Source organism: Paraburkholderia sp. AV2, from assembly GCF_054968425.1.
The window spans coordinates 144,813-158,747 of record NZ_JBANLK010000004.1; the positions used below are offsets into that span (position 1 = coordinate 144,813).

A 13,935-nucleotide genomic window follows, 5' to 3' on the forward strand; every position below is an offset into this window, starting at 1 on the left:
GGCACGCAGTGAGTAGAGAAGCGAGACCAGCATGGCCCTGATGATTACCGACGAGTGCATTAATTGCGACGTTTGCGAGCCCGAGTGCCCGAACGACGCGATTTCGATGGGTCCGGAAATCTATGTGATCGATCCGAACAAATGCACGGAGTGCGTTGGCCATTTCGACGAGCCACAGTGCGTGCAGGTGTGCCCGGTGGAATGCATTCCGCGCAATCCGGAGCACCTGGAGTCGGTCGAGCAATTGACGCAGAAGTATCACGCGCTGATGGCGGCGAAAAACGTCTGAAGCGTCTCGCCGCCGCACCACGAAAAAAACGCGCCTCATGAGGCGCGTTTTTTATTGGCTCGTCCGGCCTGGCGGCCCGGTAGCCCGTTTGGCTAGCCCAGAATGTCCTTGAGCGCGGCGACGAGCGTGTCGCATTCGGCATCGGTGCCAACCGTAATGCGCAGATGCTGGCTAATGCGCGGCGCGTTGAAGTGGCGCACAAAGATCTCTCGCTCGCGCAACTTCGCGTTGATGGCCGCCGCGTTGTGCGAGGGATGGCGCGCGAACACGAAGTTCGCAGCCGAGGGCACGATCTCGAAGCCCAATGCCGCGAGCGCCGCCACGAGTCGGGTGCGGCCCGCCATGACGCGTGCGCTCGTCGCGCGCAGCCATTCGACGTCTTCATAGGCGGCGACGGCAGCCGCCTGCGCGAGGCGATCGAGCGGATACGAGTTGAAGCTGTCCTTCACGCGGTTGAGCGCTTCGATCAGGTCGGCGTGGCCGAACGCGAAGCCCACCCGCATGCCGGCGAGCGAGCGCGATTTCGAGGTCGTGTGCACGACGAGCAGGTTCGGATGGCGATCGATCAACGTGATCGCCGATTCCGCGCCGAAGTCCACGTACGCCTCGTCCACGATCACCACCGATTCCGGGTTCGCCGCCACGAGCTTTTCTATCTGCACGAGCGGCAGCGCGTGGCCCGTGGGCGCGTTCGGATTCGGGAAGATCACGCCGCCATTGGGCTGCGCGTAGTCCTCGATGCGGATCGCGAAGGCCTCGTCGAGCGGTACCGTGCGGTACTGCACGTCGTAGAGACGCGCGTAGGTCGGATAGAAGCTGTACGTGATGTCGGGGAAGAGGACGGGCAGGTCGTGCTTGAGCAGGGCCTGAAACGCGTGCGCGAGCACTTCGTCCGAACCGTTGCCGGCGAACACCTGATCGGCGCGCAGACCATGATGCGCGGCCACGGTTTCGCGCAGGCGCTTCGCGACCGGATCCGGATAGCGGCGCAGCGACTCGGCATGCTCGCCCAGCTCGGCGCGGATCGCTTCCAGCACGCGCGGAGACGGCGGGTAGGGGTTCTCGTTGGTGTTCAGTTTGACCGGCTTCGCGAGCGCGGGCTGTTCGCCCGGCACATACGGTACGAGACGGCCGACGATGTCACTCCAGTAACGACTCAAGACGCTCTCCTGTAGTGCTGCGGTTACTACGCCAAACGGGCCGCGATGGCCCTTCGATCGACCTCAACCGTTGCGATGCAACTGCATCACCGCGCGTTCCGTTTCGCCTTTCACGAATGTCGGCATGACGGCGAGCGCGCGCTCGATCGAGGCGTCGATCACATCCTGTTCTTCCTTGCGCGGCGGTTTGAGCACGAAGTTCGCGACATCCGGCTTCGCGCCCGCGCGTGCGCCTTCGGGAATCAGGTCGCGCGGATGGCCAATGCCGATGCGCAGGCGCCAGTACTGCTGCGTCGTCAGATGCGCGGAAATGTCCTTCAGGCCGTTGTGGCCGCCGCTGCCGCCGCCGAGCTTGAGCTTGACGGTGCCGGGCGGCAGGTCGAGTTCGTCGTGCGCGACGAGGATCTCGTCGGGCAGGATCTTGAAGAAGTGCGCGAGTGCGATGACCGACTGGCCCGAGCGGTTCATGTAGGTCTGCGGCTCGAGCAGATGCACTTCCTCGCCGTAGAGGCGCGCCTTCGCATAGTGGCCGTGGAAGCGCCGCTCGTCGCGCAGCGTCGTGCCGGCTTCGCGCGCGAGCTGGTCCACCAGCCAGAAGCCGGCGTTGTGCCGCGTTGCAGTGTATTCGGCGCCAGGATTGCCGAGTCCGACGATCAACCTGATCATGTGCTGTTGCCCGAATCGGAATAAATGTGCGGAAAAACCGCACGGAAAAGATGCGAAAAAAAACCCGCCGGGGCGGACCGCGGCGGGTTACGTCGACCGTTTCAGGGAAACGGATCGAGAGGATATCGGTTCTTTCCTGCCGCTTACTCGGCGGCGGCTTCTTCACCCTCGGCTGCCGCCACGGCACCGGCCGGAACCGTCGCCGAGACGATCACCGGGTTTTCCGTTTCGACGTGCGGAACCAGCGTCACGCCGTTCGGCAGCGTGATGTCCTTCGCGTGCAGCGACTGGCCGGCTTCGATCTTCGCGAGGTCGACTTCGAGGAATTCCGGCAGCGAGCCCGGCAGGCACACCACTTCGATTTCGTTCACGACGTGCGAGATGACCGCGCTCGCCAGCTTCACAGCCGGGTTGGTTTCCTGGTTCAGGAAGTGGAGCGGCACCTTCGTGTGGAGCTTCTTGTTCGGATCGACGCGCTGGAAGTCCACGTGCAGAATGATCTGACGGAACGGGTGATACTGCACGTCGCGCAGCAGCACTTGCTGCGACTTGCCGGCCACTTCGAGATCGAGGATCGACGAGTGGAAGGCTTCCTTCTTCAGGGCATGCCACAGCGCGTTGTGATCGAGTTCGACCAGTTGCGGCTCGGCGCCGACACCGTAGACGATGCCGGGGGTCTTGCCGGTATTGCGCAGGCGGCGGCTCGCACCCGTACCTTGCTGGCTACGCTCGAAAGCGATGACTTTCATGTTTTTCTCCAATGCACTGCCCGCGACCAGGCAGTAAAACGGAGCCCATTCGGCAAATGGCTCGCCTGAAGGCCCCCAACAATGCAGCGCGAAGCTACGTCCGCTCGCGCCGATTACGCTAAAGCGCGGCATCCTTGCGAATGCCGCGCTTGACGCGCGAATACTTAACTTTCCGCGAAAAGCGACATCACCGAATCGCCGCGGCGGATGCGCGAGAACGTTTCGGCCAAGAGACCCGCGCTCGTGAGCGAGCGGATCTTGGCGCAGGCGCGTGCTTCCGCGCCCAGCGGAATCGTGTCGGTCACCACCAGTTCGTCGAGCGCCGAAGCGGCGATACGCTCGCCCGCGCCACCCGAGAGCACCGGGTGCGTGGCGTAGGCGAACACCTTCTTCGCGCCGCGCTCCTTGAGCACCTGCGCCGCCTTGCAGAGCGTGCCCGCGGTGTCGACCATGTCGTCCATGATCACGCAGGTGCGGCCTTCGACTTCACCGATGATGTTCATCACTTCGGCGACGTTCGCTTTCGGACGGCGCTTGTCGATGATCGCGAGGTCGCAGTTGAGCTGCTTCGCGAGCGCTCGTGCACGAACCACGCCACCGACGTCCGGCGACACGACCAGCAGGTTCTCGTAGCTCTGCTTGCGCAGGTCGCCGAGCAGAACGGGCGTCGCGTAAATATTGTCGACGGGAATGTCGAAGAAGCCCTGAATCTGGTCGGCGTGCAGATCCATCGTGATGATCCGCTCGACGCCGGCGATTTCCAGCATGTTCGCCACGACCTTCGCCGAGATGGCGACGCGCGCCGAACGCGGGCGGCGGTCCTGGCGGGCATAGCCGAAATAGGGGATGGCAGCGGTGATCCGGCCCGCGGATGCGCGCTTGAGCGCATCGACCATGATCATCAGTTCCATCAGGTTGTCGTTGGTCGGCGCGCAGGTGGACTGCAGGACGAAGACGTCCTTGCCGCGCACGTTTTCCTGGATTTCGACCTGGATCTCACCGTCGGAGAAGCGGCTAACCATAGCCTTGCCGAGGGGAATACCGAGGATCTTGACGACTTCCTGTGCAAGCGCGGGATTTGCGTTGCCAGTAAAAACCATCAGGCCGTCATGGCTGCTCATCATGCACCTGCTGCGGACTTGGGAGGGCGAGAGGAACTACATGCGCTTTACGACGCGACCGGCTGCCACTGCGAACCACTGAGCGGAGCATTGTGAGCAATGGTGCCCGGCTGCGTTGTAACCGCTGGAATATTTGGCAGGGGAGGAAGGACTCGAACCCTCGCATGCCGGAATCAAAATCCGGTGCCTTAACCAACTTGGCGACTCCCCTACACTTAACTTTGCGCTTCGCTGAACGGGTAGGGCCGCTCAACGATGCTGAAACTATGCCGCGAAAGCGAAGAGTGGATGTGTGTCCAGGCTCGAAGCTACAGCGCTGCGCCAGACATCCGGCAGTTGCGCCTGCACCGCTTCCGCTTCTGCCCGGCTGGCGAACGCTGCAAAAACGCTTGCACCCGATCCGGTCATCCGCGCCGGTGCGATGTTGTTCGAGACATTGCAGCCATTCTCAAACCATCCAAGCACCTGCGCTACTTCCGCGTATTTTCCTGCGACAACCGCTTGCATATCGTTCCGGCCAAAACTATCTGGCCATCCCTTCTGCGCCGCTTGCTGTGCAAGAAAGACTGCTATTGTGCAAGGCTTTGTGTCCCTTGTCAACGAATTTTCCGAGAAAATCGCGGCAGTTGGGACATGTACCTGCGGCGTCACGACCAAAAAATGACGCGCGGGCAATTGTACCGCCTCGAGTGCCTCGCCAACACCCTCCGCGAACGCATTTTTCCCGAACACGAAGAACGGCACGTCGGCGCCCAGTTTCAGCGCGAGCGCCTGCAGTTCGGCGCGTGTCAGATTGAGCTTCCACAGGCGGTTGAGCGCGAGCAGGGTGGTTGCCGCGTCCGAGCTGCCGCCACCCAGGCCGGCGCCCATCGGCAGGCGCTTTTCGATGTCGATTTCGACGCCTTCCTGCGTACCCGTGTACTGCTTGAGCAGCGTGGCGGCGCGCACCGTGAGGTCCTGTTCCGCGGGAACGCCGGCCACTTCGGTCGTGCGCGCGATGCGGCCGTCGTTGCGGCGCTTGAAGTGCAGCGTGTCGCCCCAGTCGAGCAACTGGAACACGGACTGCAGGTTGTGATAACCGTCCGGGCGGCGGCCGGTGATGTGGAGGAAGAGATTGAGTTTTGCCGGCGCGAGGCAGTCGCGCAGCGAGTCCTGGGTTTCAGTCATGATGCGGATGGCGGGTGCGGCCAGTTTATTGGTCGAGCACGAGCTTGATTTCCAGCGGCGGGTCTTCGCGCGTGAGGTTCACGCGCTTGACGCCGGTGGCGGGTGCGTCGGCATAGGCGAGATAGTTTATCGTCCACCCGTCCTGTTCGATCTGGGCGAGGTGCGATGGATCTTGCGGATCGGCTGTCGTATGCGCGCGCGAGGTGGGCGCGACCGTGGGCTGCAGCCAATAGCGCAGGCCTTCGACCGGCAGCGCGAAGCCAAGCGCCTGCTGCATCAGCGTCCCGACGTTGTCGGCGATGATGGGGTCACGGTTCGGCAGTTCGAGCATCGCTTGCGCCGGCGACGATGTGATGATCGCAAGCGTCTGTCCGATCGGATTGAGCAGTTGCAGCGTCACGGTCGAGTCGGTTTCGCGCCAGTCGAAATTGCCGTACGCATTGCGCTGCTGACCATTCTGGTCGACGTATTGCGCCGCGAAGCGGCCGTGGTAGGCGCGGGTCGTCTGCGTGGTGAGCGAGGTGGTCGCGTTCGAGGTCGAGGGCTGATGCGGCGGCGTTGCGCAGCCCGCGAGCGCAAGCAGGGCGGCCGCCGCCACACCGAGCACCGGGCGCCGCAGGAAGCGGGCGCTGAACAGGACCGGCGCGGCGGGGCGGAAGGTCGATCGGTTATCTGCCATCAGAGATCGTTCGTCTGCACCTGGAAGCGCTTGAGCGTCTTCAGGAGCGTGTCGTTATCGGGTTCGAGCTTGAGGGCCTCGCGCCAGGCCTCGCGTGCGCCGCTCTGGTCGCCGTTCTCCCACAGCACCTCGCCCAGGTGCGCGCCGATCTCGGCGTTCGGCTGCATATCGTAGGCCTTGCGCAGGAGCTTGATAGCTTCGGCGTTGTCGCCAAGGCGGTACTTCACCCAGCCCACGCTGTCCAGGATGTACGCGTCGTTCGGCGCGAGCGCCGACGCTTTCTCGACCAGCTTGTCCGCTTCCTGCAGGCGCAGGTTGCGGTCTGCGAGGGAATAGCCGAGCGCGTTGTACGCTTGCGGATTGTCGGGCTGCGTCTTGATCAGCTTGCGCAACTGGGTTTCCATGACGTCGTAATGGCCGTTCTTCTCGGCGGACATCGCGTAGTCATAGGTGAGATCGGGGTCGTCGGGGAAATCCGTGACGGCCTTCGCGAGGCGGGCTTCCGCTTCCGGATAGCGCTTCGCGTCGAACAGGATCGCGGCGTCCGTGCGCGCGATCAGCGCCTGATCGCGCGGATCGTCGGTCTGGATGCTCGCGAGCTGGCGGCGCGCGTCGTCGACCTTGCCTTCCTTTTCGTAGATCTGCGCGCGCGTGATCTGCGCCGGGACGTACTGCTGGCTGTTCGGGTCGATCTTGTCGAGCCATTTCTGCGCCGTGTCGTCGTCCTTCTGTTCGATCGCGAGCTGTGCGAGGTAGATGTAGCCCTGGCCCGGGTCCGCGCCCGGCGTTTTTTCCGCGAGCTGCGTGTACTGCGTCAGATTCTTTTGCGCGACGTCGTAGTGCTTCTGCTGCACGGCGATGAGCGCGAGGGCCATATACGGCATCAGGTCGTTCGGGTTGTCCTTGCGCAGGATCTCGAACTGCTTCTGGGCGTCGTCGAGCCGGTCGGCCGCAAGGTAAGTCTGCGCGAGCGCGAGATGTCCCTCATGCGACTTCGGGTTCTGCTGCACGTACTTCTCGATCGCGGCGATGCCTTCGCTGCGCTCTTCCGGGCCCATTTGCGCCAGCATCAGCGCGGCGGGCAGGTAATCGGGCTTGATCGTGAGCGCCTGCTCGAACGACTTGCGCGCGCCGGCCACGTCGTCGGCGAGCAGTTGTTGACGGCCGATCGCGAGCTGTGCCTCGGGCCGGTCCATGTCGTTCTTGAGCAGATCCTTCAGCACGGTCAGGCCGCCGGCGCGGTTCGGGCCGCGCGAGAGCAGCAACTGCAGCGACACCACCGCGGCTCCGCGGTTGTCCGCCGGCACGGCCGCAAGTTCGCGCGCGAGCAGCGGCTCGGCGTCTTCGGGGCGGCCGGAGAGCACGAGCAGCGAAGCGTCCAGTTGCGCGGCACGCTCCGAATCGGGGGCGTACTGTTGCCAGAGCTGGGCCGCGTTCAGCGCGTCGGACGGGCTTTGCGCCGCGAGCGCGACTTCCGTCGCGCGCTGCGCAAAGCGCGGATCGTGCGTGTCGCGCGCAAGCGCGAGGTAAGTCTGGTATGCGGGCGCCGGCTCGTCGCGCTGAAGCGCAATTTCCGCGGCGAGCACCTGGAAGACGATCTGGCTCGTCAGCGGGACGTCGGGCAGATCCTTCTTTTCGTTGGCGCTCACTTCTCCCAACATGTCCGGCATCGAGACGGAAGTGTCGTCCGTGTCGGGGGCCTGATCCTGCGCCCAGGCGCCTGGTGCGGTCAACGCCCAGGCCGCGAGCACCGCCACGCCGATGAGGCGGCGGGCACCGATGGCGACGGGCAGGCGCGCCGCCACGGCGGACGAGCGCTTCGCAAACAGCTTTACGAAAGACAGTTCCATGGAATTCCGTCGAATGTTTCGGTCGATTGTAACGCGCTGGCTACAATACGCGCACAACGCACACACACCGATTATGCAAGTTGCAGACCAACCCCGCTTTGCCACCCGGCTCGACGTTCAACATACCCGTTAGACATGCCAGAACTCCCCGAAGTTGAAGTCACTCGCCGAGGTATCGAGCCGTGGGTTGCGGGCCGCCGCGTCGAGCGCGTGGAGGTGCGCAACCCCGCGCTGCGCTGGCCCGTGCCGGCCGCGCTCGCGCGCGCGCTGCGCGGCCAGACGATCCGCTCCGTGGGGCGGCGCGGCAAGTATCTGCTGTTCGAGGTCGAGGATGGCTGGTTCATCGTCCATCTCGGGATGACCGGGACGTTGCGCGTGCTACGTAACCTGCCGAAGCCGCCCGTCGCCGAAAAGCACGATCACGTCGACTGGCTCTTCGACGACTTTACGCTGCGCTTTCGCGATCCGCGCCGTTTCGGCGCCGTGCTCTGGCATCCGCGCGAGGCGGGCGACGTGCTTGGCCATCCGCTCCTCGCGGGACTCGGCATCGAGCCGTTCATGCCGGCCTTCGACGGCGCGCTGCTCTACCGCGAGACGCGCGGCCGCAAGGTTTCCGTCAAGCAGGCGTTGCTGGCCGGCGATATCGTCGTCGGGGTTGGCAATATTTACGCGTCGGAGAGTCTCTTTCGCGCGGGCATCCGGCCAACCACGCCCGCGGGCCGCGTCTCGCTCGCGCGTTACGAATTGCTTGCGGACGCCGTGCGCGCCGTGCTCGCCTCGGCCATCGAGAAGGGCGGCAGCACGCTGCGCGATTTCGTCGGCAGCAACGGCGAGAGCGGCTATTTCCAGCTCGAATATTTCGTCTATGACCGCAAGGGCCAGCCATGCCGCGTGTGCGGCACGCCGATCCGGCAGATCGTGCAGGGCCAGCGATCCACTTTTTTCTGTCCGCGCTGCCAGCGCTGAGCTTCCGGTTTCGCCATGTATCGTTCTTCGTCCACGTCCACCGCGCTGCCTGCCGGCGTCTATCCGCCCGAACTGATCGAGAGCTTCGCGCCGCGCCTGATCGCGTGGCAGCGCGAGCACGGCCGCCATGATCTGCCGTGGCAGAACACGCGCGACGCCTATCGCATCTGGCTCTCGGAAATCATGCTGCAGCAGACCCAGGTCAGCACCGTGATTCCGTACTACGCGCGCTTTCTCGAACGCTTTCCCACGGTCGAGGCGCTCGCCGCCGCGCCGCTCGATGACGTGATGGCGCTGTGGGCCGGGCTCGGCTACTACACGCGTGCGCGCAATCTGCATCGCTGCGCGCAGGCCGTCGCGCAGGAGCACGGCGGCCGGTTTCCCCCGACGGTCGAGGGCCTCGCCGAACTGCCCGGCATCGGCCGTTCGACGGCGGCGGCCATTGCGTCGTTCGCGTTCGGCGCGCGCGCGACGATACTCGACGGCAACGTGAAGCGCGTGCTCGCACGCGTGTACGGGGTGGAGGGATTTCCGGGCGAGAAGCGCGTGGAGAACGCGATGTGGACGCTCGCCGAATCGATCGTGCCTGGCGCCGACGCGAGCGACGCGGACGTGAGCGCGTACACGCAGGGGCTCATGGATCTCGGCGCGACGCTGTGCGGGCGCGGCAAGCCCGACTGCGCACGCTGCCCGTTCGCGGAAGACTGCGTGGCGAATACGACCGGGCGTCAGCGCGAACTGCCCGCGGCGCGCCCGAAGAAGACTGTGCCGACGCGCCGCACGTGGATGCTCGTGCTGCTGGACGGCGACACGGTGATGCTCGAAAAGCGCCCGCCGACCGGCATCTGGGGCGGTCTCTGGAGCCTGCCTGAAGCCGCCGACGAAGCGGCGCTCGCCGAGCGTGCGCAATCGTTCGGCGGAGCGGGCCAGGCTTCGCCGCTCGCGCCGTTCTCGCATACGTTCACGCACTTCAAGCTCGACATCGAGCCGCGCGTGGTCGAACTCGCGCGCGAGATGAGGCCGACGTCGGCACTGGAGCTCAACGATGGGCAGACTGCATGGGTCGCGCTGCGCGAGATCGACGCGTTCGGTGTGCCCGCGCCGGTGCGCAAACTGCTCGACGGGTTGCGCGGTTCGCTGATCTGACGCCCGCGCCGATGGTTTGCTGCGATGCGCGTATCAGAGCAACTGATGCTGCTGCATGTAGTGATGCACGATGTCGATGCGCGCGCCGGCATCGGGCAGTTCCATCAGTTTCTGTCGCGCGCGCATGGCGATCGGCAGCACTTCGGCGAGGCGGTTGGAGACCCACGAAGGATCGTCGAAGCGGAACGGTTCCGCGAAAGGCACGCTGGCCGCATCGCGTTCGCGGATCGTCGCGATGATGCGTTCCAGCACTTCCGCGCAGGCGCCGCAGCGCGCGAGCCGTTCCGTGCCTTCGAGCGGGATGTCCGCGGGCAGCGGTTCGGCCATGCCGACGAGGAGGCCGTCGGCTTCTCCACGATGCGAGAGCAGCCGGAAGCGCCGCGTGCCGCGCGCGCGGATCAGCAGCATGCCGAAGCCTTCCGCGTCGCATTGCTCGATCTCGGCGAGACAGCCGATATCTTCGGGCACCGAAGGTTCGTCGTGCTGCGCTACCTCGCCGCCGCTCTTGAGCAGGCACACGCCGAACGGCGTGTGCTCTCGCAGACACTTGCTGACCATGTCCAGATAACGCGCTTCGAAGATCTTCAGCGGCAGCAGGCCGCCGGGGAAGAGCACCGTATGCAGCGGAAAGAGCGGCAAATCGGCGAGCACGGCAGGAGACGAGGACATGGCGGAGCGCTTTCGGTCAAGGCCCGCATGCGGGCCAGTTAGGCTATCAGCCGGGACGACTCCCCAACATCGAGTGGGGCGTCGCGGTGACGCACGATGACGTTCGATTCGCCCGCAAAGCGCGTGGCCAGGGTCTGGGCGATGTAGACCGAGCGATGCTGGCCGCCCGTGCAGCCGATCGCGACGGTCAGATAGCTGCGGTTGTCCGCGCGGAAATGCGGCAGCCACTTCGCGACGAACGTGTAGATGTCGTCGATCATTTCGTGAACGGCCGGCTGTGCGCGCAGGAAGTCGATCACGGGTTGGTCGAGTCCCGTGAGCGGGCGCAGGCGCTGGTCGTAATGCGGATTGGGCAGCGTACGCACGTCGAACACGAGATCCGCGTCGAGCGGCACGCCGCGCTTGAAACCGAACGATTCGAAGGTGAGCATGAGCGAGCCGCGCTCGCCTTCGACGAATGCCTTCACCCACGCGCGCAGCGCATTGGCGTTCAGGTTGCTCGTATCGACCTGGTGTCCGAACTCGGCGAGATTCGCGACGAGCTCGCGTTCGTGCTCGATGGCTTCTTCGAGCGACTTCAGCATGCCGACATTCGCGTCGTGTGCGGCCGATCCGGAAAGCGGATGGCGGCGGCGCGTTTCGGAGAACCGCTGGATCAGCGACTGGGTGCTCGCGTTGAGGAACAGCACGCGCACGTCGTGCCGGCGCGCGAGGTCGCGCATCATCTCCGGCATTTCTTCGAACGACGAACTCGAACGCGCGTCGATAGCGACGGCGAGGCGTTCGTAGCCGTCGTCGGAGAGAGATTGGGCGAGTTGCGGCAGAAGGCGCGGGGGCAGGTTGTCGACGCAGAAGTAGCCGACGTCTTCGAGCGCGGTCAGCGCAACCGACTTGCCGGAACCCGAGATACCGGTGATCAGGATGATACGCATGGGGAAGTCGATGGACCTGATTAGGCCATCATAGCATCGGACCCGCCCGCAGGCGATGGCGGTCCGGGCAAGGGACGCCGCCCGGCAGAGGCGCAAACGCCCCTGCAGAAAGCGTGCGCAGACCTTCCGCGCATTCGGCGTACTCGCGTACTCGTACTGTCAGATCAGCTTGCCGGGAAACTGGCTGTCCGGGTCCTGCATGGCGAGACGCTGGCGGTCCATGAAGTCGCGCAGCGTGTCGATGCCGCGCAGTTGCAGGATCGTGTTGCGCACGGCGGCCTCGACCAGCACCGCGAGGTTGCGGCCGGCCGCCACCTGGATCGTCACCTTGCTGATGGGCAGGCCCAGCACGTCCACGGTCTGGCTTTCGAGCGGCAGGCGCTGGAATTCGCCGTCCGGGCGGCGCACGAGCTGGACGATGAGCTTGAGCTTCATCTTCCGGCGCACCGCGGTTTCGCCGAAGATCGTCTTGATGTCGAGAAGGCCGAGGCCGCGCACTTCGAGCAGGTTTTGCAGGAGCGGCGGGCAGCGGCCTTCGACGAAATCGGGGCCGAGGCGCACGAAGTCGACGGCGTCGTCGGCGACGAGGCCGTGGCCGCGGCTGATGAGTTCGAGGCCCAGTTCGCTCTTGCCGAGGCCCGAGTCGCCCGTGAGCAGCACGCCCATGCCCAGGATGTCGAGGAACACGCCGTGCAGCGTCGCGCGCGGCGCGAGGATGCGCGACATGTAAAGGCGCAGGCTGTCGATGACGGTCGCTGCCGACATGGGCGTGGTGAAGAGCGGCGTGGACGAGCGCGTGCAGCGCAGGACCAGTTCGGGCGGCGCGGTCATGCCGTCCGCTACGACGAGGAACGGCGGTTCGAGGGCGATCAGCTCGGCCATGTGGCGCGAGCGGGCTTCGTCGGTCTGGCGCTGGTAGTAGTGGATTTCGGCGTCGCCGAGCACCTGGATGCGGTTCGGGTGGATCAGGTTCAGGTGGCCGACGAGGTCCGCGCTTGCCGTGGCCGTCGCCACCGTCTCGGCCGAAAAGCCGCGTTCCCAGCCTTCGTGCCCCGTCAGCCAGCTGAGCTTCAGCGTGGTGGCGTTGTCGTCGAAGATGCTTTGGGCGTTGATGCTGGAAGTATCCATGAGTCGGTGACTCCGCGAAGACTCGGGTTTAGGGCCGCGACGTTTCGGGCCGCGCGCCGCTCGCTTGCCGCTGCGGCCGGCCAGGCTCCGTGCGAGGCGCCCGGCGAGGCCGTACCGCGCGATGTGGCCCGTTACATCAAGGTTGCCACTGGGTGAGCAGGCGATGCAACGTTTCGCGGTCCTGTTCCGTATGCAGACGCTCGCGCGTCTCGCGATCCGACAGCAATTGTGCGATCTCGGACAGGATTTCAAGATGCTGCTGCGTGGCCTGTTCGGGCACGAGCAGGAAGATGAGGAGCGAGACAGGCTGGCCGTCGGGCGCTTCGAATGCGATGGGCTCGGCGAGGCGCACGAAAGCGGCGAGCGGCTGCTTCAAGCCCTTGATGCGGCCATGCGGAATGGCGACACCTTCACCGAGGCCGGTGGAGCCGAGGCGCTCGCGCGCGAACAGATTGTCGGTAACCGTACTGCGGGCGATGCCGTTCTGGTTTTCGAAGATCAGTCCAGCTTGTTCGAAGACGCGCTTCTTGCTGGTGACGGACAGGCCGACGACGACGTTCTCGATGGGAAGTATTTTGGCTAAACGATTCATGTTGGCAGGCGAAAACGTGGCCTGAATGCTCCTCACCCCGGCAATTGGCGCGAAATCCGGCGCCTTGCTGCACGCCCCGAAGACGCATGTGATTCTCGCGGCGAAGCCGGTGCCGGGACCGTGGGGACGTCACGCCCCGAAAACGACTGGACCATTATAGAACAAGCGTACGGACGGATGGTGCGATGCGCCATGCATCAGTGCAACCGATAATGCCTGGTTGCACCAGGTTCTACTGTTCGCTCTCCTCTATGCATGAAAAAGCCGCCCTTGCAGGGGCGGCTCATGCTGTTTGGGGCCGGATCGTCAGTCGCCCATCGGCCACCTTGATCGATCCGGCCGAACCCGCCGCGAGCAAGCGCGGGTTCGCGGGGATTACTGTGGGGGGACTTCGGCGGAAGGTGCGGGCTGGTACTTCAGCGACTCGTGCTGGTGGCCTTGCATCCGATCCTTGTGGCGGACGACCTGGCGGTCGAGCTTGTCGACCACGAGATCGATGGCGGCGTACATGTCGCCGTTTGCGCTCTCCACGAAAATGTCCTTGCCCTTCAGATGAAGGTTCATTTCAACCTTCTGTCTCTTATCCTTTTCCTTGTAGTTGTCGACCGAGAGGACCACATTGCCATCGATTACCTGATCGAAATGTCTTAGCACCCTGTCCAGTTTGGTGATCACGTATTCTCGCAACGCTGGCGTTACTTCGAGATGGTGTCCACTGATCTTCAAGTTCATAGTGCAACTCCTGGCTAATAACCGCCTTACGCATCATGCGTGGCGACGCCGGTCGACTGGTGGAACCGCGTGAGGCTTCCCCGAAAAGG

Annotated in this window: 15 protein-coding genes and 1 tRNA gene; 3 read left to right on the forward strand and 13 right to left on the reverse strand. The window is 64.6% G+C overall.

What is annotated here, in order from left to right:
- Positions 1-31: 31 nt before the first annotated feature.
- Positions 32-289 carry a YfhL family 4Fe-4S dicluster ferredoxin gene (locus V8683_RS04785; protein WP_411187229.1) on the forward strand — a complete coding sequence of 86 codons (258 nt, stop codon included), beginning with the start codon at positions 32-34 and terminating at the stop codon, positions 287-289.
- 92 nt (positions 290-381) lie between these two features.
- On the opposite strand, the gene hisC is transcribed toward V8683_RS04785, so the two are convergent.
- The 8 genes from hisC to V8683_RS04825 all read right to left on the reverse strand — a co-directional run bounded on the left by hisC (position 382) and on the right by V8683_RS04825 (position 7,681).
- Positions 382-1,449, reverse strand: a complete 1,068-nt coding sequence (hisC, locus tag V8683_RS04790) for a histidinol-phosphate transaminase (protein WP_411187227.1) — start codon at positions 1,447-1,449, stop codon at positions 382-384.
- A gap of 63 nt (positions 1,450-1,512) precedes the next feature.
- On the reverse strand, positions 1,513-2,115 hold the full coding sequence (gene pth, locus V8683_RS04795) for an aminoacyl-tRNA hydrolase (protein WP_411187225.1): 603 nt from the start codon (positions 2,113-2,115) through the stop codon (positions 1,513-1,515).
- A 143-nt stretch (positions 2,116-2,258) separates the two neighbouring features.
- Complete coding sequence (locus tag V8683_RS04800) at positions 2,259-2,864, reverse strand: 50S ribosomal protein L25/general stress protein Ctc (RefSeq protein ID WP_411187223.1); 606 nt, start codon at positions 2,862-2,864, stop codon at positions 2,259-2,261.
- Between the two features lie 164 nt (positions 2,865-3,028).
- Positions 3,029-3,985 (reverse strand): ribose-phosphate pyrophosphokinase, encoded by a 957-nt coding sequence (locus V8683_RS04805; protein WP_027795928.1) that lies wholly within the window; start codon positions 3,983-3,985, stop codon positions 3,029-3,031.
- Positions 3,986-4,119: 134 nt separating this feature from the next.
- A tRNA-Gln gene (locus tag V8683_RS04810) sits at positions 4,120-4,196 on the reverse strand.
- 53 nt (positions 4,197-4,249) lie between these two features.
- Complete coding sequence (ispE, locus tag V8683_RS04815; RefSeq protein WP_411187221.1) at positions 4,250-5,152, reverse strand: 4-(cytidine 5'-diphospho)-2-C-methyl-D-erythritol kinase; 903 nt, start codon at positions 5,150-5,152, stop codon at positions 4,250-4,252.
- 25 nt (positions 5,153-5,177) lie between these two features.
- Positions 5,178-5,831: a lipoprotein insertase outer membrane protein LolB gene (lolB, locus tag V8683_RS04820; RefSeq protein WP_411187219.1), complete on the reverse strand. Its 654-nt coding sequence runs from the start codon at positions 5,829-5,831 to the stop codon at positions 5,178-5,180.
- Positions 5,831-7,681 (reverse strand): tetratricopeptide repeat protein, encoded by a 1,851-nt coding sequence (locus V8683_RS04825; RefSeq protein ID WP_411187217.1) that lies wholly within the window; start codon positions 7,679-7,681, stop codon positions 5,831-5,833. The genes lolB and V8683_RS04825 overlap by 1 nt, the downstream gene beginning before the upstream one ends.
- Positions 7,682-7,816: 135 nt before the next feature.
- Between V8683_RS04825 and mutM the strand changes: the two genes are divergently transcribed.
- Positions 7,817-8,647 carry a bifunctional DNA-formamidopyrimidine glycosylase/DNA-(apurinic or apyrimidinic site) lyase gene (mutM, locus tag V8683_RS04830; protein ID WP_411187215.1) on the forward strand — a complete coding sequence of 277 codons (831 nt, stop codon included), beginning with the start codon at positions 7,817-7,819 and terminating at the stop codon, positions 8,645-8,647.
- Positions 8,648-8,662: 15 nt separating this feature from the next.
- Positions 8,663-9,793 carry an A/G-specific adenine glycosylase gene (gene mutY / locus V8683_RS04835; protein WP_411187213.1) on the forward strand — a complete coding sequence of 377 codons (1,131 nt, stop codon included), beginning with the start codon at positions 8,663-8,665 and terminating at the stop codon, positions 9,791-9,793.
- Positions 9,794-9,826: 33 nt separating this feature from the next.
- Here mutY and V8683_RS04840 read toward each other — a convergent pair whose 3' ends face one another.
- The 5 genes from V8683_RS04840 to hpf form a co-directional block, all read right to left on the reverse strand.
- A complete protein-coding gene (locus V8683_RS04840) occupies positions 9,827-10,462 on the reverse strand; it encodes an LON peptidase substrate-binding domain-containing protein (RefSeq protein WP_411187211.1) in 636 nt (211 codons plus the stop codon).
- A gap of 38 nt (positions 10,463-10,500) precedes the next feature.
- A complete protein-coding gene (rapZ, locus tag V8683_RS04845; protein ID WP_411187209.1) occupies positions 10,501-11,394 on the reverse strand; it encodes an RNase adapter RapZ in 894 nt (297 codons plus the stop codon).
- A gap of 159 nt (positions 11,395-11,553) precedes the next feature.
- A complete protein-coding gene (hprK, locus tag V8683_RS04850; protein WP_411187208.1) occupies positions 11,554-12,522 on the reverse strand; it encodes an HPr(Ser) kinase/phosphatase in 969 nt (322 codons plus the stop codon).
- Positions 12,523-12,658: 136 nt separating this feature from the next.
- The gene (gene ptsN, locus V8683_RS04855; protein WP_027795919.1) at positions 12,659-13,114 is read right to left on the reverse strand and encodes a PTS IIA-like nitrogen regulatory protein PtsN; all 456 of its coding nucleotides are present in this window, start codon (positions 13,112-13,114) and stop codon (positions 12,659-12,661) included.
- Between the two features lie 375 nt (positions 13,115-13,489).
- Positions 13,490-13,846 (reverse strand): ribosome hibernation-promoting factor, HPF/YfiA family, encoded by a 357-nt coding sequence (gene hpf / locus V8683_RS04860; protein WP_411187206.1) that lies wholly within the window; start codon positions 13,844-13,846, stop codon positions 13,490-13,492.
- Between the last annotated feature and the right edge of the window lie 89 nt (positions 13,847-13,935).